Genomic DNA, 21592 nt, shown 5'->3' with positions numbered 1-21592 from the left:
GCAGCGGGCCGCCGTCCTCGATGCGGTACTCGGGGTCGCGGACGAGGCCGGGGCCAGCCCGATCCATATCGCGCTGGCGTGGCTGCGCCAGCGCGCCAGCCTCGCCCAGACTCGCTGCTGCCCATCGTGGGGCCGCGCACCATCGGGCACCTGGAGAGCTACCTCGGCGCGTTGGACCTCGCGCTCGACCCCAGCCACTACCGGCTGCTCGACGAGGTGAGCACGATCCGGCTCGGCACACCCCACGAGGATGTCGCCGCTGCGTTGGCGGCCGGCACCGACGGCGACCGTTCTCTACTCAACACCCCCGCCATCCCGGTCGCCTGACGCACCCTGTTCGAAGGAGCACTCCATCTCGGGCGGTCACCTGTTCGTCTTCGAGACGAGTCACCGTCACTCCGGCACCGGTACGTACTCACCTGCGAGTAGGCCGAGCTGGATCTCGTCGACGAACCCGCCGTTGGCCCAGTCCGATTGACGCGGGCCCTCCCGTACGAAGCCGGCGTGGAATCGGCGCGGGGCATCCCATGCGCCGGAAGGCGGCATAGGACGCTCCGCGGTCAGGCGGGCTGCGAGGCAGCACGGCGTTGCTGGCAGGTCCGACGTGCCACCGTTTCGGTCCAGGCTCACATCGCCACGCGCGACCGCGGGCCAGTCGCAGGGGATCTCCCTGATGTGGCGGTCGGCCCGGTCCGGCTACAACTGGTTGGGGGCTCGCCGACGGCACCGGGTCACCGCGCGCGGCCGGGCCGGACTGCGGCCGGGCGTGCGCAAGCACGGCGGGGAAACAATGACAGGGGGAGGCTGGACGTGGACGCGATCGTCGAGTGGGTGGACGCGCGCGATCGGCTGCCCGAATCCGGGTGGCCGGTATCGGTGGCGGCCACCGGCCGGTATCCGGACGGCGAACAGTTCTGGCTCGTTCTCGCGTCGGTCTTCCACGCAAGTCACCGGGACGAGGACGGGACCGAGCATCGCGACTGCTTCGTCGACTCCGACGGCGTCGTCCGCCTGCCATTCGGCAGACCGTGCGACGAACCGGTCACCCACTGGGCCTACCCGCCCGCGCTGCCGGGCCGGTCGCAGCACGCGGTACTCGGCGATGAAGCTGTTGCCGCCGTGGCAACTGTCCTGCACTGAGCGACGCGAGCGCCGCGCCCAGAGTGGTGCCTCGGGCGCGCGTGGTGGCCAGACGGTTCACACGCGCAGCGGCGACGGGCGCTCGGGTTGCGGCGCCGGTGTCGACGGGGGTGCCGCCGAGGGGAGCCAGCGATCGCGTTGGCGCCGAGTCACCTCGAATTCGGGGTCTGCGGCTGCCATGTGCCTCGTTGCGCTCACGGCGCAGGAGGGTGAGCTCATCGGTCTTACGAGTCTGGCGCAGCCGGGACGTCGGCACGCATCACCCAGCGCCACTTGGCGATCTTGCGATCGCGGATGAAGCCAAACTGCGCGTAGAGCGCCTCGGGACCGGTGTGCAGATAGCCGCCGCGCTGCGGAGGTCGATCCGCGGTTTGTTCGGGGTAGGCCTCGATGATTCCTCCACCGGCTTGGGCAATGGCGTCGAGGGCCCCTTTGACAGCAGCGCGAGCGACGCCTCGTCCCCGGTGTTTGCTGGCGGTGAAGATACATCCGATCCGCCAGGTCGGTGTATCCGCGGCGGTTGAGTCGTACTTCTTGCGGTTGTTGATGTTCGGCAACTCGGCCGGCGTGCCGTACTGACACCAGCCCACGCACTCGCCGTCTGCATACACCAGGATCTGATGGACTGTTCCGGCCATCGTGTGGGCCCGCTTCGCGTCTCGGTTACCTTCCGGCGTGTGGCCCCGACCGACACCTTCGGGATGGAAGCCCATACACCAGCACCCGCCCCATACACCGTTGTGGGCCTCGACCAGCACAGCGAAGTCCGCCCACGTCTCGGCGGTGAGGGGCTTGGTCGTCAAGCTCACGATCTGACCCTATAGCGACTGGGCCAGTCGCGCGACGACTTCGGCACCGTTTCCGATGCGTGGGCGTAGAGTGCGAACATGGCCGATCGGCTGCCTCTGGCCAACCTGATCACCCTAAAGGTTGTCCCGTAATCGTTGGTCCGCTCGGTCGTTGACCTTGGTGTGGAGCAGACGATCAGGTCCGATCAGCCGCAGTGGATCCCGGTGTTCACCGGCCTGTCAGCCCGGCAGTTCGGCAAGCTGGTGGCCATCGTGGCTGGTCGCGGCGGACAGCAGACCGGCGCTGGCCGCCGGTGGGGGCTCCCGCTGGCCGACCGGGTGCTGTTGGTGGCCACCTACTACCGCACCAACCTGACCCTGCGGCAGATCGCGCCGCTGTTCGGAGTATCGAAGTCGGCCGCCGGGCGCATCGTCGATCACCTGGCCCCACACCTGGTACTGGAGCCCCAGAGCCGCCGGCACCGACCCGACACGGTCCTGATCGTGGACGGCACGCTGGCGCCCACCCACGACCGGAACATGTCGGCCCGGTCGAAGAACTACCGGTACTCCACCAACCTGCAAGTGGCCATCGACGCCAACACCCGCCTGACCGTCGCGGTCGGAGATCCGTTGCCCGGCAACCGCAACGACTGCCGCGCCTACACCGACTCCGGCGTCGACCAACAGTGCGCCGGCGCGGCGGTAATGGCCGACGGCGGCTACCAGGGCAACCCGGAGGTAATCATGCCCTACCGCAAGCCGCGCGAGGGTGAACCGCCGCTGCCGCAGTGGAAACAGGACCTCAACACCGTCCACCGCCGTATCCGCGCCCGCGTCGAGCACTGCTTCGCCCACATGAAGTCCTGGAAGATCCTCCGCGACTGCCGCCGCAAACAACGAGGCGTCTGGTACGCCGCCGCCGGTATCGCGTTGATGCGCAACCTGACCATGGTCGTATGACCGGCCCGACGCGGCCGTGAAGTCCTTCCGCGTCAACCCATCAAGATCATTACGGGACAACCTTTAGGTGCCCGCGACTTCAGCGCGCTTCGCGACTTCTACCAGCGGGTGGGCTGGCCGCTGGTGATGGACGACGGCGAGTTCGCGGTCTTCGAGCTGCGGGGCATCGTGTTAGCGGTGTTCCCGCTCTCCAAACTGGCGCGCGACGGAAACACCGAGCCCGAGCCGAGGAGTAGCGGCATCCGGTTCACCATTGGTGTACAGGTCGACAGCGCGGATGAGGTGGACCGGCTCACCGATCACATGCGCGCCGCGGGGGCTCGCGTGACAAAAGAACCGGTCGACGCGGAGTTCTTCACCGGCCGTTCGGCGTACCTGTGCGACCCGGAGGACAACTACTTCGAGATCGTCTGGGCCGACATGCCGACCAACCCGGTCGTCATCGCATCCCGCCGGGCCGCCGGTCTGCGATCGCGAGCGGATTCCCTTGCCGGCGCGTGATCGGGGTGGGTCGCGGTCCCTCGTCGGAGGTGAGCACCTCGCGGCCTGGTTGGCGGCGCGGGTGCAGCAGCGCGGAGACGAGCAGCGTCAGCAGGGCGGGAGCGCCGATCACGTCCAGGACGATCCGGTAGTCGCCGATCGCGTCGATCGGGGCCGCTGAGGGCCCCACTCCCCCGCGAGGGGTGCGTCGGGTACCCCGGTGGTGACCGTGTACCACGAGGCTTCGGCGAGCAGGACCACCGCGGGCAGCGTCGACATCACAAGCGCCCCGTAGGCGATGCGGGTGCGGGCGCGTTCGCCCCGGGTCCGCGCCGTCGTGCGCCGGCTGCACCAGCCGAACGCCAGCCAGCCGAACACGGCCGCCAGCAAGCCTGCGACGCCCTGCCCGTACGGGACGACCGTGGGCGTGCCCCGCTTGAAGATCACCCACGATTCCGACAGCGGGCCGTGCGGCTGCGGCGTCCAGCCCTCCCCGTCGAGGACGGAGCCGTACTTGCCGCGATCCATGTACACGGTGATCACGGTGCCGTCGCGGCGGGCGCTGAACGTGGCGTTGGGTCCCATACCCAGGTGGTCGTCGCCGGCGAGTTCGCTGAGTGTCCAGCCGCCTGCGCGCAGACGGGCCCGCGCTGTGCGCGCGGCGTCGACCACCGCGGTGCTGTCCCGCCGGTACGTGTCGACGTCGATCTCGCCAGGTGTGTAGTCGAGGTCGAAGTCGTCGATAGCCGGCGGCACAGCACCTGGATCGCTTCGTTCGGCAGCGACCGGTGCATGCCCGACCAGCCGAACACGTAGTCGTCGCGGCTCTGCTTACCTCCGGGCACCGGCGGCCCGGAAGCGATGCGGGCCATGGTCTGCCGGACCTCTCCGGGCGTCGGCAGCGGACGCGCCGCCGCCTGCCCCGCCAGGCGGTATCCCACGGCGGAGCCAAACACTCCCACGATCACCGCGGTCACGAGCGAGAAAGCGACGATCCACCGGCTGTCCGCTCGACCCAGCCGGGAACGCAACACGGCGGTCACCAGGTTCGCCGCCTCCCGCACCGTCGGCCGCTCGCGATCGGACGGCGCTACGTCGATCAGCGTGTCGACGATCTCGTCGCCCGCACCCTCCGATACGCCCGGGGTAACAGAGCAGCAGCCGTCGGTACCGTCGGGCCGCAGTCCGGTCCCGCATGGGGGTGTCTCCTTCCATCCGGCCTCGCGGTACGGATCGGCTCGTGGTCAGGCCATTCCGGGTTCGCGCGCAGCCGCGTACGGGCGATGTGGACGGCATGCTGGAGTTCGGCGGGACGTTCGGCGAGCGCGGTCAGGATCAGGAACGTCGGCTCCCTCATCGCTGCCGTAGCCCGGACTGTATATCAATGATCTACTTATCAGCCACCTGTCGCGGCGGGCGGCCTTCTGCGCCGTGCCGTTCATTCGGGGCCTCCTCGTCAGCGGCCGTGCCGCACCCGCACCGGATCGAGACACCGAAGGCGTGAAGCGACCGTACACACACCGACCCGGGACCGCTGATCTGCGGCGACCCGGCACTGCTGGCCCGGTTCGTCGACCACCAGGTCATCGTGCGGCTGTGCACCGTGGAAGACGACGTCCTGCTGCACGGCAGCACCGACGGCGCGATCACCGGACTGCTCCGCCTCCCTGACCCACTGCTCGCCGGCCGCGCCAAGCTGGGCAACTACTTCGCGATCGTGTTGTTCAGCATGGCGATGGAGGGGATCGCGTTCTTCCTCACCCTGTTCGTGCAACGCAGCTGGCACTACAGCACCATGCACACCGTGCTGGCCTTCCTGCCGATGACCGCGCTGCTGGTGGCCTGTCCCCGGGCGAGCGACCCGCTGCAGCGCCGCTTCGGTACCGCCCGGTGATTCTCGGTGGACTGGCGATCACCGCGGCCGGCGTTGCGTGGATGTCCTTGATGGACAGTTCCAGCGGTACCTGACCGACCTGCTGGTGCCTAGCTCGCTGTGTTACGCCGGATTCCGACGTCGGGGTGGCCCGGGGTGGGCCACCCCGCGCCGGTCACGAGGTGCGGGTCGATCCGACCTCGGAGGCCGGTACCCATGCCTGGCGGTGGTTGAAGTTGATCTCGTAGTACGTGGTGCCGGAGTCTGTCACCGACCATGCCGACAGGTACTCCGAGCCGGCCGGGCTGGAGCCGATCTCATAGGTCTTCGAGCCGGACGGGCGGCCGAACACCGGCACCGGCCGTCCGTTCTTGGACGCCAGCGTCACGACTGTGCCGTGACCTTGTTCGGCCGCGCCGGGCGGCACCGCGATCCACGCCTTGGTGCCGGTCGCTGAGTAGCCCGAGCCGGACAGGCTCTCGCCGTACCAGACCTCGTACATCGTGTCGCCGGTGCCGGCCGCGTCCGGCTGCTGGGCGAGCACGTCGTAGCTCAGCATCGTCTCGATGTTGTCGGTCTCGTCGGTGATGTCGGTGGCGTTGCCCTTGCGCGGCACCTTTGGTGCCGCGGTCGACGGCTGTGTGTACAGGTAGAAGAAGTTGAAGTTGTCGGTGGTCTCGTCGCCGTTGGTGCCAAGCGGCGTCTGCCCGGACGCCGGGTCGAAGCGGACCACGCCGCTGGGCGCCGGGCCGGTGGGGTAGGCGACGCCCTGCTGGTTGATCAGGCCGAGGTAGTAACCCCAGAGCCAGTACGGGCCGGGGTCGACGTGGTTCGGTGCGGTGCCCAGCGTCGGCGCCGGAATGGTGCCGTGCGCCACCACGTGCGCGCGGTCGAGCGGGATGTCGTAGCGGTTGAGCAGGTAGGCGGACAGCTTCGCCGAGCCGAGGTACTGGGTGGCGTTGTACCACTGGTAGCCGGTGGCGTCGTAGCCGATGTGTTCGATACCGATGGTTCGCTGGTTGTACCACCAGTTGCCGGCCTGGTAGGCGATGTCCTTCTCGCGCAGCAGCTGGTAGACGTTGCCGCTGCCGTCCACGACGTAGTGGATCGAGACGCCGGACGACGTCGAATAGAACGTGTTCATGGTGTCGGTCAGCGATTCCTCGGTGTCGTGGATGACAACGCCGAGGATCGGCAGGTCGGTCGGCCTGTTCGCGCTCTGATACGTGCACGACGAGTTGGTGTTGCAGTCGTAGCTGGTCGGCACGATGCAGTCGTACGCAGCGGGGTAGTCGCCCGCGCTCGTGGTCGTGCAATGACTCGGCAGGTCGGGGTGGACGCCGACGCCGTCGGCGGCCGCGGTGTCCGGGGTGACACGGTGCGGCGCGATGCGTACGGTCTCGCCGCGGGGTGCGGTGGCGGTCAGTCCGTGCCGGACGATTCGGTACACCGCATCGGCGTACGCGGTGGCGACGGCGTGGTCGGCGCCGCTGTAGCGGGCGATCGCGCCGTACCAGCCGGCGAGGTTCGTGGGGGCCCGATGGTCGGGAGACAGCGCAGTCGCGTCGGCGCGCAGCACCTCGGCGGCGCCGGCGATGTTGGCGGCCTGGTCGGTGTGTAGCTGCCGGGCGGGGACGCCGAGCGCCGCGGCTGCGTGGTCGAGGTCGCGGGAGCGGGCGTTGTGGGTGAGGTTCATGCAGCCGTACCCGCCGTTGGCGCTGGGCCTGCCGCCGTGGTCGGACAGCCGCCCTTCCAGGTAGCAGATCGCTTCGAGCAGTGGCGCCGGCACGCCGTAACGCTGCTGCGCGGTCCTCGCCGCGGCGGCGATGCCGGCCGGTGCTCCGGCCGGTGCTGGCGCCGCCGTCGCGCCGGGAGCGGCGCCGAGCAGTGCGAGAGCGAGCGCGACCGCGGGGGTGAGCAGGCGACGTAGCCGGGGTCTTCTGGACATTCGACGAACCTCCTCGGTACCGGCGTACCAGGGCGCCGCGGAGGAGGGGCCGGCGCGGCGACCGATACGCGCTGAGTTGAGGGGATCTGATGTGCTTATCTTGGCAACAATCATTGCCGTGCACAATGGGGCCAATGAAGTAATCCTTCATCGTGCGACCTGGTCGTTCGGGCGCACCCCGATCGTGCGGGGGTTCGAGAGCGGTAGGGGTACCCGGCGGAGCGCCTGACTGCCGAGGACCCGTGCCAGGTTCGAGCGGAACACGCCACTAGTCGCAGAGCTCATCGCGACGTCAGCGCGAGCAGGCAGAGGCAGGCGTCGGTGCGATTGTCGTTGACCGAGCCTCGATGATCAGGGCCTTCGGATATCGAGCACGCGCATCAGCTCGAGATCGACGTGGTCTGCTCCGAACAGCCGTCGCCCGTTGCCGAGCATGACCGGGATCAGGTGGATCCGCAGCTCGTCGAGCAGGCCGTCGCGTAGGAGCGACTGGACCAGCTCGGCGCCGTGCCCCATGACATCCCTCTCGCCAGCGGCGGTCTTGGCCTGACGTACCGCGGACTTCGCATCGGGAACGTGGTGAGGCCAGTGGCCCTCCGGCGCCGCCGGGCGCCCCGGATGGGGAACGTAGATCGGAACGCCGTGGCGGCCGCCACCCAGTGGCCGGCGTAGTCGAAGGTATTGCGGCCAACGACGACCGTCCCGGTGTCCTTGGACTCTGCGAACATGTCGCCGTTGAGCCCCGACGGGGCGAAGCGGGTAGTCGGAGGCCGGATCGCCCAGCCATTCATGGAGGCGGAGGCCGCCGTCACCGGGCCCGTCGTTGGCTCCGGCGATGAACCCGTCGCGCGACATCGACATGTACAGAACGGATTCGACATGGCACGTTCTTCTGCCCAGCCGCGTGGTCATTTCATCAGATCGGATGCGTGCTCCGAGCGGCCGGTCGGCCGTGGGGCTGGGGTGACAGCCTGGTCATGAACGCGCGTTCTCGTGACCGTGCTCAGGCGCTGCCAGGACCCGGAGGCAACGGCGCATCCAGCAGCCGCGGCCGGTACTCGAGCAGCTGCGTTCCCCGGTCGAACGTGCGGGCCTGGACCAGCTCGAGGGCTAGGTCGGGGTAGCTGTCGTAGATCCGCTCGCGCCCGGTCCGGCCGGTGATGACGGGGAACACGGCGACACGAAACTTGTCGGCGAGCCCGGCAGCCAGCAGTGCACGAGCCAGCGAAAGGCTACCGAGCGTCCAGAGTGGACGGTCACTGGTCCTCTTCAGCTCCCGTACGGCCTGTACCGCGTCGCCGCGGACCAGGGTGGAGTTGGCCCATACCAAGGGCTCGGTGATCGTCTTCGAGAAAACGATCTTGGGAACGGATCCGAGCACGTCGACACCTTCGGTCTGCGATGCGGCGAAGCCGTGCATCAACCGGTATGTGTTGGCTCCCATCAAGAGCGTGTGCTCGGTCGTGGAATTCTTTTCGAGCCAGCCGAGGTATTCCGGGCCCTCGAGGCCCCACCAGCCGGGCCAGCCCTCGGCGGCGGCGTAGCCGTCCAACGAGCTGATGTAGTCGACGACGAGTTCCATCGTGGCTCTCTCCTTCGGTCGTTGCTTCCATGCTCGCTGCCTTCGCACGCCCCGTCACTCGGCGGCCGTATCTTTGGCTGGAATCCTGGGATACCTGTCTCGCCCGGATCGAAACACCCGCCTTGCCGGGTAGGACGGCGGCATGAGAAGTGATCGTCGTCGGGTACGGCGGCGCAGAACCCGTCGACATGCTGGCCGTACTCGGAGACCTGGCACCGCTGCTTTTGAAGAAGGGAACCGCCGAGCCGAGAAGGACCGGCGCGATGTGCACGATGATCTCGTCCACAAGCCTGGCGTCGAGGCACTGCCGAGCGACGTTGGCGCCGAGGATGCCGAAATCCGCACCAGCTGCGGCTTCCTTGGCACCTGTCACCGCCTCCTGGATGCCCCGTGTCGAGGAACCGGCAGTCACGTCCTTGACGACTGGAGGCTGTGCCGGCGGATCGTGGCGTAGCACGAAGAACGGCCGCAAAAGCTGCCTCCGTAGAAGCCCGGCTGGTCGCGGTCCTCGGCATCCTGAGTACGCCGGCCAGCCAGCAACGCTCCCGTCGAGGAAACGACCTCGTTCGTGGTCTGGCCCGACCAGCCATCGCCGTCGAGGATCCACCCAAGTCATCGCCCGGCTATGAAGCCATCCAGACTCAGCGCGTGTGCCAGAGCACTTTCCTCATCCTCACTCACTTTCCTGAAAGCACGTTCAATCCCGCACCACAGCCAGGAATCGCTCGGTGGTTGCCAGGCGGACAGCGTCGAGTCGCGGGTAGCGCTACGGAGGGATCCTGTGGCGAGGACCGGGCGGGTTGGTTGGTTTGCGTCGCGATGGGTCGCCTCCGCATCGTCGGAACACCCGGCTTGTCATGCGCATCTCCCGGATCTGCCGCGTACCGTGCTGGAACCGTGAACGTCTTGTCGTCGACCATGGATTCGCGGGCCGGTGGGGTCCGTGGTTCGAGGCCGGCTGCCTGATGCCTGGGTTGGCGTGTCGCGGTCTGCCACCTGCGAAGCTGGCGTGATGTGGCGCGGTCGCCGGACCGATCGACTGCGAGCAGAGCCGGGCAGCAGTCCGAAGGGCGGCGTCTCGGCCGGCGCAGCAACGATCACGCCAGCTGGCACCTCACAGACCTCCACTCTTCGTAGTAGTTTGTGCGCTCTTGGTAGCGAACATCACATTGGCGTCGCGGCTGACCGATCGTTGAACAAGTGCGTCATCTGAACATTCCAGGTAGCTCTTCGTTTGCTCCAAGAGGTGGAATCGCGGCGCATGTACGCGGGCAACGGGCTGCGGGTGGGCGTCCGATCAACTCACCAAAAGGGGGAACGTGCACGGCAACAGTCGCGCGCCCGGAGTGCGAACGGGCCCCGCGGAGCCCTGGGAGCTTCGCCGAGACCGGCTGCTCAGCGCGGCGTACGAATCTGTCGTCTCGTCTGTGGTCATCACCGGCGAACCTGGAGCAGGCAAGACGACCTTGCTCTCGCAGTTCGCCCGCACACTGCTGATGCGTGGGTTCGAAGTCTGCTGGGGCGTGGTCGACCGGAGAGCGAACCACTTGTCGGTGGTCTCGAGCACCCCGGCGAGGGATCTGACGGGCGGGAGACGGCGGCGATCGCTGTCGACCGAGTACCTCGCCACCCTCGCCGATAACGCCGTCAAACCGCTGGCGATCCTCGTCGACGACGTCCATATGCTCACGCCCGATGCACAGACAGCCGTGTCTGAGCTCATCCACCGGCTGCCGGCCACCGTCCGGTTTCTGCTTGCCGGGCAGTTCGGTGCGGTCGAATGCATCCGCGATCTCCGCATGATGCGCGAGACCACGGTGCTGGGCATCCGCGAGCTCAGGTTTCGCCGGCTCGAAGTCGAGCAGCTTTTCCGCGACGTCTATGCGGAACCGTTGAGCAACGCCGTGGTACGGGAGGTGACACGGCGCACCGAGGGCTGGATCGCTGCAATCCATACGTTCCACCGCATCACCGCCGGTCGCTCGGAGGCCGACCGCCTTCGCGTGCTGCCCACGCTGGCCAGTGCCGATGGCCCACTGAGGGAATTCCTTGCGGCGAAGGTCATGGCGAGCCTCACCGACGACGTCCGGTCCTTGCTGGTGGGAAGCAGCCCGCTGCCGGTGCTTCACCCGACCGTGTGCGACCAGCTGCTGGATCGTCAGGACAGCGATGCGGTGCTGCGCTGGCTCGCCGAACGCAACGTGTTCATCACGCCGCTCGACAGTCCAGCGGTCGGGTACCGCGTACATCCGCTCGTGCGAAGCTACTTACAGGCGGAGCTGACTGATCTGATCGGTGCCGCAGGGTTCTCCGGCCGTTGTCGGCAGGTGGGCCGGCTGTTGGCGGAGAGCGGGCTGGAGGGGGCGGAGTTCGAATCGTCCGTGCCAGCCCGCGAACGGGATGCCAGCGTGCGCCGTTCAGCCGTTGAGGTGCAAGCGGAGCCGGTTGCCGGCGAGCCGCTGCCGGACGCATGGGGTCGCGTGGCCGCTGCCCATGGCAACCTCGACCGCGGCCGGTTGGCCGCGGCTCTTGCCGACTATGACGCCGCCCTGGCCGAGCTTCCCGAAGGGCCAGCGCGGCAGGCCTGCATGGTCGAGCGCCAACTCGCCCATGCCTGGGCGTCACCGGATCCGGTGCGTACCCCCCTCGTCGACGAGCACTGGGCCCGAATGCTACGTGAGGCGCTGCGAGAACAGCCCGCCCGCGTGGCCGAGTGGGCCGACGCCGCCGACGCTACCGACGATGGGCATGCGTTGGTGGGCGGGGTGGCCGAGCTGCTGTGTGGCAACCAAGAACGGGCCAGGGTCCGACTGGACCGCGCCGGTCGGTCGGCAACGCCGGTCATCCGGAAACTGGCGCAGCTGCTTCGAACAGCGCTCGATCGGAGTGCACAGCCGCCTGGGCGCGGGCCTACCGAACCGGTCACCGCCGCGCCCGTGCCGACCGATCCGCTGTGGCTACGGCGACTGGACCGGGCGGCCCGCGCCCTGTCGGGCGACGCCGAGCTGCTCGAGCGGACCGAGCGGCTGGCGCTGGATTGTGCTGAGACCGGTGACCGGTGGGGCACGTTGTTCGCCCGACTCGCCGTCGCGATGGGTGGCGGTGCGGCCGGCCAGCTCCGGCATCGCAGCCTGCTCTCCTGCATCGAAGAGGCGACGGCATTGGGCGCCGGCGTGGTCGCCGCCTGGGCTCGGGTCGTTCTTGCCCGGGACGCCGCCCAACGCGGCCGGCCAGAGGCGGCGCGGCTACGCGTCGAGGCCGACGCGGCAGCAGCGAGCGTGGGCATTCCATCGGACATGGTCGTGCTGGCGAGTACGGAGCCGCTCACACCCCCATCCGGGGCCTGGTCGGCGCGGTCGGCGGCCGTGTCGATCCGGTGCTTCGGCCGGTACGAGCTGACCTCCGGCGGACAGCCGCTGCAGTGGCAGGCACTGCGGCCGCGCGTGCGGTCGGTCCTTCGGCTGATCTCGCTGCGGGCTGGGCACGACGTGCCCGTGGAGACGTTACACGAGGCGTTCTGGCCGCAGGTGTCCATCGATTCGGCTCGCCGCAACGTACACGTGGCGGTCTCGATGATCCGGGCGATGCTCGAGCCGGGCCGCGATCGTGCCCAGCGTTCGATGCTCGAACGCCGAGGGGACGCGTACCACCTGACGCTGCCGCGCGGCTCCGACCATGATGTGCAGCGGTTCGGCGCAGCCATGGCCGCCTGGCGACGGCTACGCGCCAATGGTCCGGAAGCGGCCGTCGGGCCGCTTCGGGCGGCAGTCGCCGCATACACCGGCGAGCTGCTACCCGAGGATGGTGCGGCCGAGTGGTTGGCGGAGCAACGTCGAAGCCTGCGGGCCGAGGCCGTGACCGCCGCCACCGCGCTGGCCACCGCGCTGTTGCTTCTCTCCGAGCAGGACGGGGCGGTGGAGGCCGCGCAGCAAGCATTGCGGATTGACCGGTTCCACGACCCCGCCTGGCGACTGCTCATCGAGGGGTACGAGCGGGCCGGAGACAGCGCGGCGGCCCGCCACACCCGCGCCGAGTACACGGAGATGCTCATCGAGCTTGGGATCGACCCGCGCGGTTAGATCAGCCCTTCGCGCACCGCGTAGGCCACGGCATGGGAACGGTTCTTCAGCTGGAACCTGGTCGTGATGTCGTGCAGGGCGTTCTTGACCGTGCGTTCCGAGTAGGCCAGTCTCTTTGCGATATCCCGGGTGTCGTAGCCGTCCGCGACCAGCCGGAGGATCTCGACCTCCCGGTCGGCCAGACCGCTGACGCTCAGTCCACGCGGCGCAAGCACCTGGTGCTGAAGTCGGGAGACCTGCCGCAGCAACCGGCCGAGGACATCGGCTGGCATGGCGGCCTCACCGGAAGCGGTCATCATGACAAGTTGGGCCATCCTGTTCGTGGTGGCCTCCTGGCGCGCCACCATCGCGGACACGCCCAGCTCGATGGCGGCCATTAGATCGATGTCCTGTGGGGTGGTGGTGACGAGCACGAAGCGTTCGCAGCCCAGCCGGCGCATCGACCGCACGAGGGCCAGGACCGGCTCGGTCAGTGAGTCCGCGGCGATCATCCCGACCGTCTCGGCGGTGACGGCTTGTTGTTCGATGATCTCGATCTCGGGGTGGCCCCGCAGAGCGGCGGAGAGCCCTGCCACCGAGATCGGATCCATGGCCCTGACATGAACGGGTACGCGTTTGGCCATCTCTCGCCTCCTGGGTGCCGGAAGGTTGCCCGTTCAGTCTCCGAGTAGCGCTTAACGTGCACTTATCGAGTGCCTTGCGCAGCGGGTCTGGTTGCCGTCCAAACACCATCACCCGAGGACCCCCTCCTGTCCTGGCCTGGACACCGAGACCATCCCGCCGTACGCGCAGGCACAGGTGCAGGTCTGGCTGACTGCCGGGATACGGCCGATCAGCACGGCCGCAGTGCCCGGCAACCATGGACCGACGATCTTCGGCAGGCACGGCTGTGGAGTGAGTACGCCCTGGGCCGCGGAGGTGGCGCTGGACACCTCCGGGTTGCCGAGCGACCGGCACAGCCCGAAGGACGGAACATTGGTGACCGCGGCGGTGTTCGCGACCGTTGCGGCGGCCGCACCAGCGATCGTGACCTGTTCGTCGGGCGGGATCGTGAGGGCGCCAGGAGCCGAGCCCATGGAGCATGCCAGGGTGGCGCCGGAAACGATCAGCGGAGCGGGCATGGTGCCCAGGGAACCCGCGCCGCATGGTTGTCCGCCAGCGACGGTCAGGCGCCCTTCCGGGAATCGCGGATCGCCCGATCGGCCCCTCGGGCGCTGTGCCGCCGAGGCTGGACGCGGTGCCCTCGTCTGGCTGCACCAAAGCGCAACCGCCGGTGCGCACCGGACTGCGCGGACGTGCGTTCGCCGCGCGTGGCGCCGCGCCTACGGTTCGAGCAGGTACGCCTCAGGGCGCGGAAGTGGCCCACGGGGCAAGGGAAGTGGAGGGGAAGCTCATGCCGAATCCGCCCACCCCAGAGTGGACAGTCGAGGACTACCTGGAATGGCTGCAGCGATCGTTTGAGTACCTTCGCTTCCAGTGGGTCGAGCAGGACGGGGAGAAGCCCGAGTGGGAGAGGGTGTGCCGTCCGGATTTCCTGACGACCCTTGATCTCGATGAAACACGCGTCAATACCGACCCGGATCTTCGCGTTCTCCGACTGTTCCTCGTCCACGTCGACGAGAGGATCACGAACGAGGACGAACGTCGCGAGTGGCTTCTGGACGAGGACAAGCAGCGACGGATCCTGACCGACTGCATCGACGAGGCACGACGCGAGCGGGCAGAGTCGGTGCGACGGTTGGACTGGGTGACGCCCGAGCAGGAGCGTGTCCTGTCGGCGCTCGGGACGAACTGGCGCCAGGCGTTGCCGCCACGCCTCGACCAGATCTGGGCGGAGTGGTCCGATCGCCCGCCAGACGAGTTGGTGCCCTGGCTCGACGACTGGATCCCGACGTTGACCGGTGACTTCGCGCCGGCGCCGGCCGCGCCGCCGCCACCGGGAACACCGGAGAGTTTCACCTGGGTCGGCGACGACGCCCGCACCGCGCTCGGCGACGGCTGGCGCGACACGGTGCGGACCCGGATCGATCAGGTGTGGCCAGAGTGGAAGCAGGCCGACGACAAGCAGCTTGGCCAGTGGTTGAGCGACTGGATGCCCACCTTGACCGGGAACTACGCCGCGCCTCCGGTGGCGCCGCCACCACCGGGGACGCCGGAGAGCTTCAGCTGGGTCACCGACGACCAGCGCGGTCAACTGGGCGACGGATGGCGTGAGCGGCTACGGACGAGCCTGGATCAGTACTATCCGGCCTGGCCGCAGCAGACCGATCTCGCCCTGCTCACCAAGTGGTTGAGCGACTGGATGCCGGTCATTCTCGGGATCGCGCCTGTCGCCCCTGCACCGCCACCGGTGGAGAAGGTGCAACCCGCCGCCGAGCAGGCGCCGGAGGGCCAACCGTCCCCCGTGCAGCAGGTTGCTGGGCAGGTCACCGAGCAGGTCGTGGCCGGCCGGGCCGACCTGACCAAGCTGGTGCCGGAACGGGCGGAGCTGGAGGAGATCGTCGTCGAGGTGGTCGAGGAACGACTCGCGGCCCGCGCCGCCTGAGCCGAGGACGGACGCCATGAGCAACGAGGTCGACGCTCTCCACGCACCGATCGTGTCCGGCCGGCACCCGGCTGTCCGGAGGTTCCCCGACGTCGCCCTCATCACCGAGCGGGTGTTCCTCCGCCCGTACACCGAGGACGATGTGGATGCTCACCAGGCGATCTTCGATCATGACCTGGTACGCCGCTGGTCGGTCGCCGCCCAGCCCTACACGCGAAGCGACGCGACTGCCTGGTGTGCCCGAACCGCCCGGCAGATCCGGCTGGATGGAGACGGAATCTGCTGGGCGGCAGAGCACCGGGCTAGCGGCCGGCTGATCGGAGTCACCGGCTTCCATCACACCGACTGGCGCGAGCGCAGCACCGAGGTCTCGGCCACAGAGGCGGAATGGTCACTACGGCAGGGGTTCGCGAAGGAGGCCCTGCTGGCGATGAGCCACTGGGTCCTGACGGTCGTGCGCTTCAACCGGGTGCAGATCTCGGCTGCGGTCGGCAACCGGGCGCCGCGGGCAGTGGCCGAGGCCTGTGGCTTCACCGCCGAGGGCGTGCTGCGCAACGCCGGTTCGGTGCCGGCCGGCCGGGTCGATGTCGCGGTGTACGGCCTTGTGCCGGCTGATCTGCGCGGCCGACCACGGCCCCGCTACCGAGTGGCGGACGGCGTGGAGCCGCAGACCTGGTCGGGCGAACCTCGGCGCACCGGTGTTGCCCTGCCCGCGTCCGCCGGCGGTCCCCCCGCCGCGGACCGCAACAACGATCACTCCCGGAGGAGATCATGACCAGTCAGGTCACTCGCAACAGGGTGAAGTTCGAGCTGCTGCCCCTCGTCGAGAAGTACCTCGACGAACACCCCGACCTGGTCCGCCAGTACCGCAGATCCGCAGATCCGAAGACCGACTCCACGGCGGGGCTCGGTTCGGCAGCTGAGCCGGTGTCTGACGGCGCGTCGAAAAAGGTGGGCCTGCCCGCACAGGAGCCGGGTAGTTCTGTGACTTCCGCTCTGGAGGAGACTCCCGGTCCAGCCGCTGACATGACGGAACGGGTTGAACTCGACGGCATTGAACTTGATGACAGCGACCTTGAGCTTGATCAGGTCATGGACCATGCGTTGGTAAAGATTGAGTCGCAGCTGAAAGAACAAACGGCGGCGGAACTCGACGAGTATTTCAAGGACGCTGAAGGGGATGCTGGGTCGAAGAATCAGGAACTCTTCGAAAGGGACCTGGTGGTATCGCCGGAAATGCCGAGGTAGCCATTCCTCACAGATTGTCCGAAAACGCCTATTGAACGGGAGGAAGTGCCAATGAGCAGTCCTGAAGGGCAACCAGATGCGAGATCTGAGGACAAAGAGGTGCTGGCGCTAGTTGCAGAGATGAACGCGCTGGCGAAACAGCTGGAAGAGCAGATGGACGACGACGAACAGCCGCAGGGCTGACGCACAGGCGCTGATCGGCATTGAGAAAATGATCGGGAGGAATTCGATGGAGTTCGGAAACCTGGCCAAGGAACAGATAGGTGACCTCCCAAAGAAAATGATGGAAGGTGTTGACAAGCTGGAGGAGACCTTCAATGGGAACCAGAAGCAGTCCATGGTAATCCAGACGGATGAAATTTCCAGTGTCAAGGACATTCAGGAGCAGCGCACATGGAAGTTCGACTGGAAGACAGTCGCGTCGCGTAGCTACGCTGGCGGCTTTGTATCGTGGACGCGCGTCTGGAGGGCGTTAGGTGCCGATGGCGTTGAGAAGGGGAAGAACAGGGCTGCCACCCAAGCGGAGGTTAAAGCGAGGACGCAGGCAGTATTTGGCTCAGGAAAAATGACCAGGAAACACACTGACGCGGTCAAACTCCTCGTTGATGATGAAGTGAAGAAATTCATTGGAGACTACTACGAGAAGAAACTGGGAAAGCTGGCTGAGGGCATAAAGAATAGGATAAAAAAAGACCCTGCACGGGGGAAAGAACAGCTGACTGCCCTCAAGCGCGAGGGTGGGAAAACAGACCTTCAAGCCTACGCGAGCACATCCATCTCCGCGCCGGTCCAGGGCGCGGTTGCTTTCGGTCGAGCGGTACACGAATTGATGAGCAAGCGTGGATCGACGATTGATTACTGGTCCAGTGCAAACGCGGCATACGAGGAAGGTAACTATGCTGAGCTGGCGGCCAGGATAGCGGAGGACGTAGCGAACTCGGAGAGTCCGAAGCTGGAGGCGAAGTACGACACTTTGCGTCGCCGTTATCTCCTGATGCAGCAGGAGGAACGCTGGAAGGCCCGCCATGGCGGGCAGGAGCTGGACGATGAGGCGAAGGCGGCGGTGGCGGCTGCCGCGAATCGGATCCAGCTGAAGCAGTATGACACGAAGTTCGGAGTGTCGGCGGTAGTGGGTTTCGAGGCCCGGTACTCCATCATTGCCGTCGACGAGGAGAGCATCGAGCGCAGGTTCAAACGATTGGAGAACGATCTGAATGAGTGGAAGGATGAAGAGCTGACACGACGTCATCTGAAGGTGCTTGATGTTATTGGCAGAGCCCGGGAGATGGAAAGCAAGTCCAGCGTTCTTCTGAACAATTCGATCAATCACTTGCTGAAGATCGATGAAACCGTGAACCAAAGGTATGAAGACAAGAAGAGAGAGCTGGAGGATGCCCGTGAAGCGGTTACCAAGCTGATTGGCAGGCCTGGCTTCAAGCAGCGGATAGGGAGTTTCAAGCTGAGCCCCGTTGCTTCAGTAGATGGACTTCCGGTTCGGGTTCATTCATGGGACAGTAACGTAAACATCGACATCAGCATGTATGCGTGGGCCCAATCGGTAAAAGTTCACGTCGAGTACGAGGAGACTGCCGAAGGAATCGCTGGGAAATTACCACAGAAGAACATCAGGGAAAGCGGTGACATAATTTTTGGGCTTGACGGCGTAACGAGTCCAGACGATTTCGGAAAACAGTGGATACGCAACTCGCGCCCGGCAAAATGATCCGGGTTGCGGCCGGCGGCATCGGGAGTGATCCAATAGCCCAGGAACTCGCCGCCCGAGGTGTCAGTCCCGGTGTGCTGATTCCGGTTCTCCTGCCGCGAGGGTTGGAGCTGGCCGTCATCCTCTGCCGGATCCTTCGGCTCGGCGCCGGGTACGTGGCGTTGGACGAACGATGGCCGGATGAGCGGGTACGGAGAATCTGCTCGGTGTTGGACGCCCCCGTCGTGGTGACCGACCAACCGTGGCGGGTCGAGCGGGGCTGGTGCCCGCCGGAGCTCTACGCCCTGGACTCCGCCACTCTGCGCGTACCGGCTCCGTTCGGCTCGGTGGCTCCCGATGCGGTGTTCGCCGCCTTCTTCACGTCGGGATCGACCGGGGAACCGAAGGGCGTGGCCACCACCTACCGGGCGGTGCGGGCGTTGCTCGCGCCGGGCGCGATGCCGTTGCGGCTGGATTCCGCCACCGTCATGACGGTGGCGGCACCGCCGCCCTGGGACGCGTTCGCGTTGGAGCTGTGGGGGCCGCTGTGCAACGGTGGCAGCTGCCTGTTGCCGGCAGGTGAGCAACTGTCGCCGGGCCAGGTGCGCGAGGGGGTGGCACGGGATGGGCTCAACACCGTCTGGCTGACCAGTTCGCTGTTCAACCTGTTCGTCGAAGAGGACGTCGGGGCCTTCACCGGTCTCAGCCAGGTGGCGACCGGCGGCGAGCGGTTGTCTGTCGACCACGTCCGGGAGTTCCTGCGCGCCCATCCGGGCATCCGGCTGTTCAATGGCTACGGCCCGGTGGAGAACTGCATCTTCAGCACGATGCATGCGGTTACGCCGGACGACTGCGACCTGTCCACCGGGATCCCGATCGGTACGGGCGTCGCCGGAACCGGTGTGCACGTGTTGGACGGTGATCGTCGTTGCGGACCGGGAGAGATCGGTGAGATCTGCCTGACCGGCGATCGGTTGTCGCCCGGTTACCTGGGTGACCCGGAGTCGACCCGTCGGGCGTTCGGCTGGATCGACGTCGCCGGCCGGCCGACGAGGTGCTACCGCACGGGTGATCTGGGCTGGCAGGATGAGCGGGGTCGGTTCCACTACCACGGGCGGCTCGACCGGCAGGTGAAGATACTCGGCCACCGGATCGAGCCGGCCGAGATCGAGCGTTGCCTCGCGGAACATCCCGGGGTGGACCAGTGCGCTGTGATCGGGCTGACCCGGCCGGGTGACGCCGGCACCGAACTGGTCGCGTGCTACCGCAGCCGGGGACACGTGGCGGACGACGAACTGCGGGCCTACCTGCGGAACCGGCTGCCCGCATACCTTGTCCCCGCACGTTGGCTGCGACTCGACCAAGTTCCGTTACTGGACAATGGAAAGATCGACCTGGCAATGGTGCGGTCGAAAGCCGAGTCCGCGATGCGGCGGCACACAGTGGCGGCGTCCATCGAGGGCTCTTCGGCCGGTAGGCCCAGCGCCGGCGGACCGGCCGAGCAGATCATGACCGAGCTGCCGGCACTGGTGCGTGAGGCCACCGGTGTCGAGGTGGCGTCGTTGGACGACTCGTTGGTGGACGCGGGCGCCGACTCGCTCGCCCTGCTGCGACTGTGCCTTCGCGCCGCCCACCGTTTCGGCGGGGACGTCGCCGTGGCTGATCTGTTGGCCCGGCCCACGACACGCACTCTGGCCGAGTTGCTCGACCAAGGGGCCACACCTTGCCAGCCAACGGGTCCCGCCGGGTCGGCGGAGCGGCCGTTGACGCCTACCCAGGCGGCGTTCCTGGTCACCGAGGCGGTTGAGCCGGCCAACCGGCAGGCGTGGCACTGCACCCTGGTCTGGCGGGTAACCGGGACCGTCGACGCGGCGGCGCTGCGGCGTGCGATCGGCTGGGTACATCGCCGGCACCCGGCCCTGCACGCCCGATACCCGACCGAACCGCCGTTCGAGCAGGCCCGTACCGACCCGCCGACCGAGCCGGAGTTCCACCTGCTGCGGTGCCCGGACGACCCGATCGCCGCGGCTCGGTTGGACGCGGTTCTCAACGATCCGTTCGATCTGGACCGTGGCCCGGCCTGGCGGGCCGCACTGGTCACCGGCGCCGAACCAGATCGCGCACTGTTCGGGCTGGCCGTACATCATGTGGCGTTCGACGGCTGGTCGGAGCACATTGTGGCGCGGGACCTGACCGCGGCCTACCGCTCAGAGGTCGCCGGTACGCCACGCGAAACCCGGTGGTACGCCGACCCGCTGCCGTGGCCGATCACGGCGCCGGTGGACGGGGCGCGGCTGAGATCGCGGCGCCGGGATCTGGCGGCCGAGTTGCTCGGCACGCCGCCGTTCAGGCTGCCCGCCCCGGTCGGTCGGGGTGACGACTCGACCGGGGTGGTGGTGCAGCAGCTGGACGTCGACCAGACCCGACGCTGCCATACCGTCGCGGCGGCCTGGCACAGCACTCCGTTCGTTGTCGGACTGGCCGGCTACGCGGCGGCGGCGAGACAGCTCACCGGGGCCGACGACGTCCCGATCGCCGTTCCTGTTGCGCAGCGCGGCGTCGCCTCCCAGCACGCGGTGGGCTGTCTGCTCAACCTGCTGTGCCTGCGGATGCGAATGTCCTCCGGCGACCGTTCGGCGGCACTCGTCGATGCCGCGCGGAACGCCCTGCACCGCGGGTTGCGCACCCAGGCCGTGCCATTCCCGGAGGCGGTCGGGTTGCTGCGTTCACGCGCAGACCTCGGTCGTCCGGTGGTGCCGTACCTGTTCGCCGTCCAGCAGAACGAGCCGCCGGTGCTGGACCTGCCCGGGTGCCGGGCCGAACTGAGCCGGCCGGCGCCGCACCGCGCCGGGTTCGAGTTCCAGCTGGAGCTGCGGCTGCCGGCCGGGTCTCCCGGGGAGGTGGTCGCGCTGTACCGGCGCTCCGCGGTCGACCGCGAAGCGATCACCCGCTTCGTCGCCGGGTTCGTCGCGTTCGTCACCGGGGCCACTGATGATGCCTCGCAGGCGGGGCCATGATGACCGTGGCCGGCGCGCGGCTGGCCGCGGAGCTGCTGTCCGCGCAGGGCCGGGCGGATCCGTATCCGATCTACCGCCGTCTGCACGAACACGGTTCGGTGCTGTGCGTTCCCGACGGTCCGACGCTGGTCGTCGGGCATACCGCCGCTCGCGTCGCGCTGCGGGATCGCGGACTGCTGGTCGAGGACGCGGAGCACCTCGACACGGTGGCGCCGTTCTGGCGCACG

General features: G+C 67.7%; 19 protein-coding genes and 1 pseudogene. 12 read left to right on the top strand and 8 right to left on the bottom strand.

The features are described from left to right. The first annotated feature begins 78 nt into the window (after window positions 1–78). Complete coding sequence (locus Asera_RS29990; RefSeq protein ID WP_030450006.1) at window positions 79–327, top strand: hypothetical protein; 249 nt, start codon at window positions 79–81, stop codon at window positions 325–327. A gap of 483 nt (window positions 328–810) precedes the next feature. Further along, on the top strand, window positions 811–1140 hold the full coding sequence (locus tag Asera_RS29985; RefSeq protein WP_211255823.1) for an AQJ64_40280 family protein: 330 nt from the start codon (window positions 811–813) through the stop codon (window positions 1138–1140). A 224-nt stretch (window positions 1141–1364) separates the two neighbouring features. Here the strand turns inward: Asera_RS29985 and Asera_RS29980 are convergent, their stop codons facing one another. Beyond that, entirely contained in the window at window positions 1365–1949 is a 585-nt protein-coding gene (locus tag Asera_RS29980; protein WP_030450004.1) for a GNAT family N-acetyltransferase, read from the bottom strand. A 162-nt stretch (window positions 1950–2111) separates the two neighbouring features. Between Asera_RS29980 and Asera_RS29975 the strand changes: the two genes are divergently transcribed. Beyond that, complete coding sequence (locus Asera_RS29975) at window positions 2112–2891, top strand: transposase (protein WP_212804483.1); 780 nt, start codon at window positions 2112–2114, stop codon at window positions 2889–2891. A gap of 39 nt (window positions 2892–2930) precedes the next feature. Then, a complete protein-coding gene (locus tag Asera_RS29970) occupies window positions 2931–3392 on the top strand; it encodes a VOC family protein (RefSeq protein WP_084132874.1) in 462 nt (153 codons plus the stop codon). 108 nt (window positions 3393–3500) lie between these two features. Here the strand turns inward: Asera_RS29970 and Asera_RS29965 are convergent, their stop codons facing one another. Continuing rightward, window positions 3501–4127 carry a hypothetical protein gene (locus Asera_RS29965; protein WP_030449743.1) on the bottom strand — a complete coding sequence of 209 codons (627 nt, stop codon included), beginning with the start codon at window positions 4125–4127 and terminating at the stop codon, window positions 3501–3503. An 847-nt stretch (window positions 4128–4974) separates the two neighbouring features. Here Asera_RS29965 and Asera_RS29960 point away from each other — a divergent pair. Continuing rightward, a complete protein-coding gene (locus Asera_RS29960) occupies window positions 4975–5265 on the top strand; it encodes a hypothetical protein (protein ID WP_157035203.1) in 291 nt (96 codons plus the stop codon). 154 nt (window positions 5266–5419) lie between these two features. Here Asera_RS29960 and Asera_RS29955 read toward each other — a convergent pair whose 3' ends face one another. From Asera_RS29955 to Asera_RS34085, 4 genes and pseudogenes are all read right to left on the bottom strand, one after another. Continuing rightward, on the bottom strand, window positions 5420–7192 hold the full coding sequence (locus tag Asera_RS29955; protein ID WP_084132876.1) for an N-acetylmuramoyl-L-alanine amidase: 1773 nt from the start codon (window positions 7190–7192) through the stop codon (window positions 5420–5422). A gap of 351 nt (window positions 7193–7543) precedes the next feature. Then, complete coding sequence (locus tag Asera_RS29950; RefSeq protein WP_211255814.1) at window positions 7544–8104, bottom strand: dihydrofolate reductase family protein; 561 nt, start codon at window positions 8102–8104, stop codon at window positions 7544–7546. A 91-nt stretch (window positions 8105–8195) separates the two neighbouring features. Continuing rightward, entirely contained in the window at window positions 8196–8774 is a 579-nt protein-coding gene (locus Asera_RS29945; protein WP_030449746.1) for a dihydrofolate reductase family protein, read from the bottom strand. Window positions 8775–8991: 217 nt separating this feature from the next. After that, window positions 8992–9390: pseudogene (locus Asera_RS34085) on the bottom strand (dihydrofolate reductase family protein); the annotation flags it as partial. Between the two features lie 811 nt (window positions 9391–10201). On the opposite strand from Asera_RS34085, the gene Asera_RS29935 reads away from it, so the two are divergent. Continuing rightward, window positions 10202–12853, top strand: a complete 2652-nt coding sequence (locus Asera_RS29935; protein WP_169745927.1) for an AfsR/SARP family transcriptional regulator — start codon at window positions 10202–10204, stop codon at window positions 12851–12853. Here Asera_RS29935 and Asera_RS29930 read toward each other — a convergent pair. After that, the gene (locus Asera_RS29930) at window positions 12850–13476 is read right to left on the bottom strand and encodes a helix-turn-helix transcriptional regulator (RefSeq protein WP_030449748.1); all 627 of its coding nucleotides are present in this window, start codon (window positions 13474–13476) and stop codon (window positions 12850–12852) included. The two genes, Asera_RS29935 and Asera_RS29930, sit on opposite strands and share 4 nt — an antisense overlap. A 108-nt stretch (window positions 13477–13584) precedes the next feature. Then, on the bottom strand, window positions 13585–13974 hold the full coding sequence (locus Asera_RS29925) for a DUF4280 domain-containing protein (RefSeq protein WP_030449749.1): 390 nt from the start codon (window positions 13972–13974) through the stop codon (window positions 13585–13587). A gap of 257 nt (window positions 13975–14231) precedes the next feature. Between Asera_RS29925 and Asera_RS29920 the strand changes: the two genes are divergently transcribed. The 6 genes from Asera_RS29920 to Asera_RS29900 are packed head-to-tail and all read left to right on the top strand — an operon-like array spanning window position 14232 to window position 21365. Next, window positions 14232–15398: a hypothetical protein gene (locus Asera_RS29920; protein ID WP_169745928.1), complete on the top strand. Its 1167-nt coding sequence runs from the start codon at window positions 14232–14234 to the stop codon at window positions 15396–15398. A 16-nt stretch (window positions 15399–15414) separates the two neighbouring features. After that, the gene (locus Asera_RS29915; RefSeq protein WP_051803069.1) at window positions 15415–16173 is read left to right on the top strand and encodes a GNAT family N-acetyltransferase; all 759 of its coding nucleotides are present in this window, start codon (window positions 15415–15417) and stop codon (window positions 16171–16173) included. Continuing rightward, window positions 16170–16646, top strand: a complete 477-nt coding sequence (locus Asera_RS29910) for a hypothetical protein (RefSeq protein ID WP_030449752.1) — start codon at window positions 16170–16172, stop codon at window positions 16644–16646. The genes Asera_RS29915 and Asera_RS29910 overlap by 4 nt, the downstream gene beginning before the upstream one ends. A gap of 51 nt (window positions 16647–16697) precedes the next feature. Next, window positions 16698–16829 (top strand): hypothetical protein, encoded by a 132-nt coding sequence (locus Asera_RS33745; protein ID WP_280529752.1) that lies wholly within the window; start codon window positions 16698–16700, stop codon window positions 16827–16829. Window positions 16830–16875: 46 nt separating this feature from the next. Then, window positions 16876–18369: a hypothetical protein gene (locus Asera_RS29905; protein ID WP_157035207.1), complete on the top strand. Its 1494-nt coding sequence runs from the start codon at window positions 16876–16878 to the stop codon at window positions 18367–18369. Continuing rightward, complete coding sequence (locus Asera_RS29900) at window positions 18366–21365, top strand: AMP-binding protein (RefSeq protein ID WP_084132879.1); 3000 nt, start codon at window positions 18366–18368, stop codon at window positions 21363–21365. The genes Asera_RS29905 and Asera_RS29900 overlap by 4 nt, the downstream gene beginning before the upstream one ends. Window positions 21366–21592: the final 227 nt, after the last annotated feature.

This window comes from Actinocatenispora sera (assembly GCF_018324685.1).
Classification (GTDB): Bacteria; Actinomycetota; Actinomycetes; order Mycobacteriales; family Micromonosporaceae; genus Actinocatenispora; species Actinocatenispora sera.
This window is presented reverse-complemented; position numbering and strand designations above follow the sequence as displayed.

Coding starts and splice junctions, on each gene's coding strand:
- Asera_RS29945 (WP_030449746.1), bottom strand. CDS start 8,774: ATGGAACTCGTCGTCGACTACATCAGCTCGTTGGACGGCTACGCCGCC.
- Asera_RS29905 (WP_157035207.1), top strand. CDS start 16,876: ATGGAGTTCGGAAACCTGGCCAAGGAACAGATAGGTGACCTCCCAAAG.
- Asera_RS29930 (WP_030449748.1), bottom strand. CDS start 13,476: ATGGCCAAACGCGTACCCGTTCATGTCAGGGCCATGGATCCGATCTCG.
- Asera_RS29910 (WP_030449752.1), top strand. CDS start 16,170: ATGACCAGTCAGGTCACTCGCAACAGGGTGAAGTTCGAGCTGCTGCCC.
- Asera_RS29915 (WP_051803069.1), top strand. CDS start 15,415: ATGAGCAACGAGGTCGACGCTCTCCACGCACCGATCGTGTCCGGCCGG.
- Asera_RS33745 (WP_280529752.1), top strand. CDS start 16,698: ATGAGCAGTCCTGAAGGGCAACCAGATGCGAGATCTGAGGACAAAGAG.
- Asera_RS29925 (WP_030449749.1), bottom strand. CDS start 13,974: ATGCCCGCTCCGCTGATCGTTTCCGGCGCCACCCTGGCATGCTCCATG.
- Asera_RS29955 (WP_084132876.1), bottom strand. CDS start 7,192: ATGTCCAGAAGACCCCGGCTACGTCGCCTGCTCACCCCCGCGGTCGCG.
- Asera_RS29900 (WP_084132879.1), top strand. CDS start 18,366: ATGATCCGGGTTGCGGCCGGCGGCATCGGGAGTGATCCAATAGCCCAG.
- Asera_RS29950 (WP_211255814.1), bottom strand. CDS start 8,104: ATGACCACGCGGCTGGGCAGAAGAACGTGCCATGTCGAATCCGTTCTG.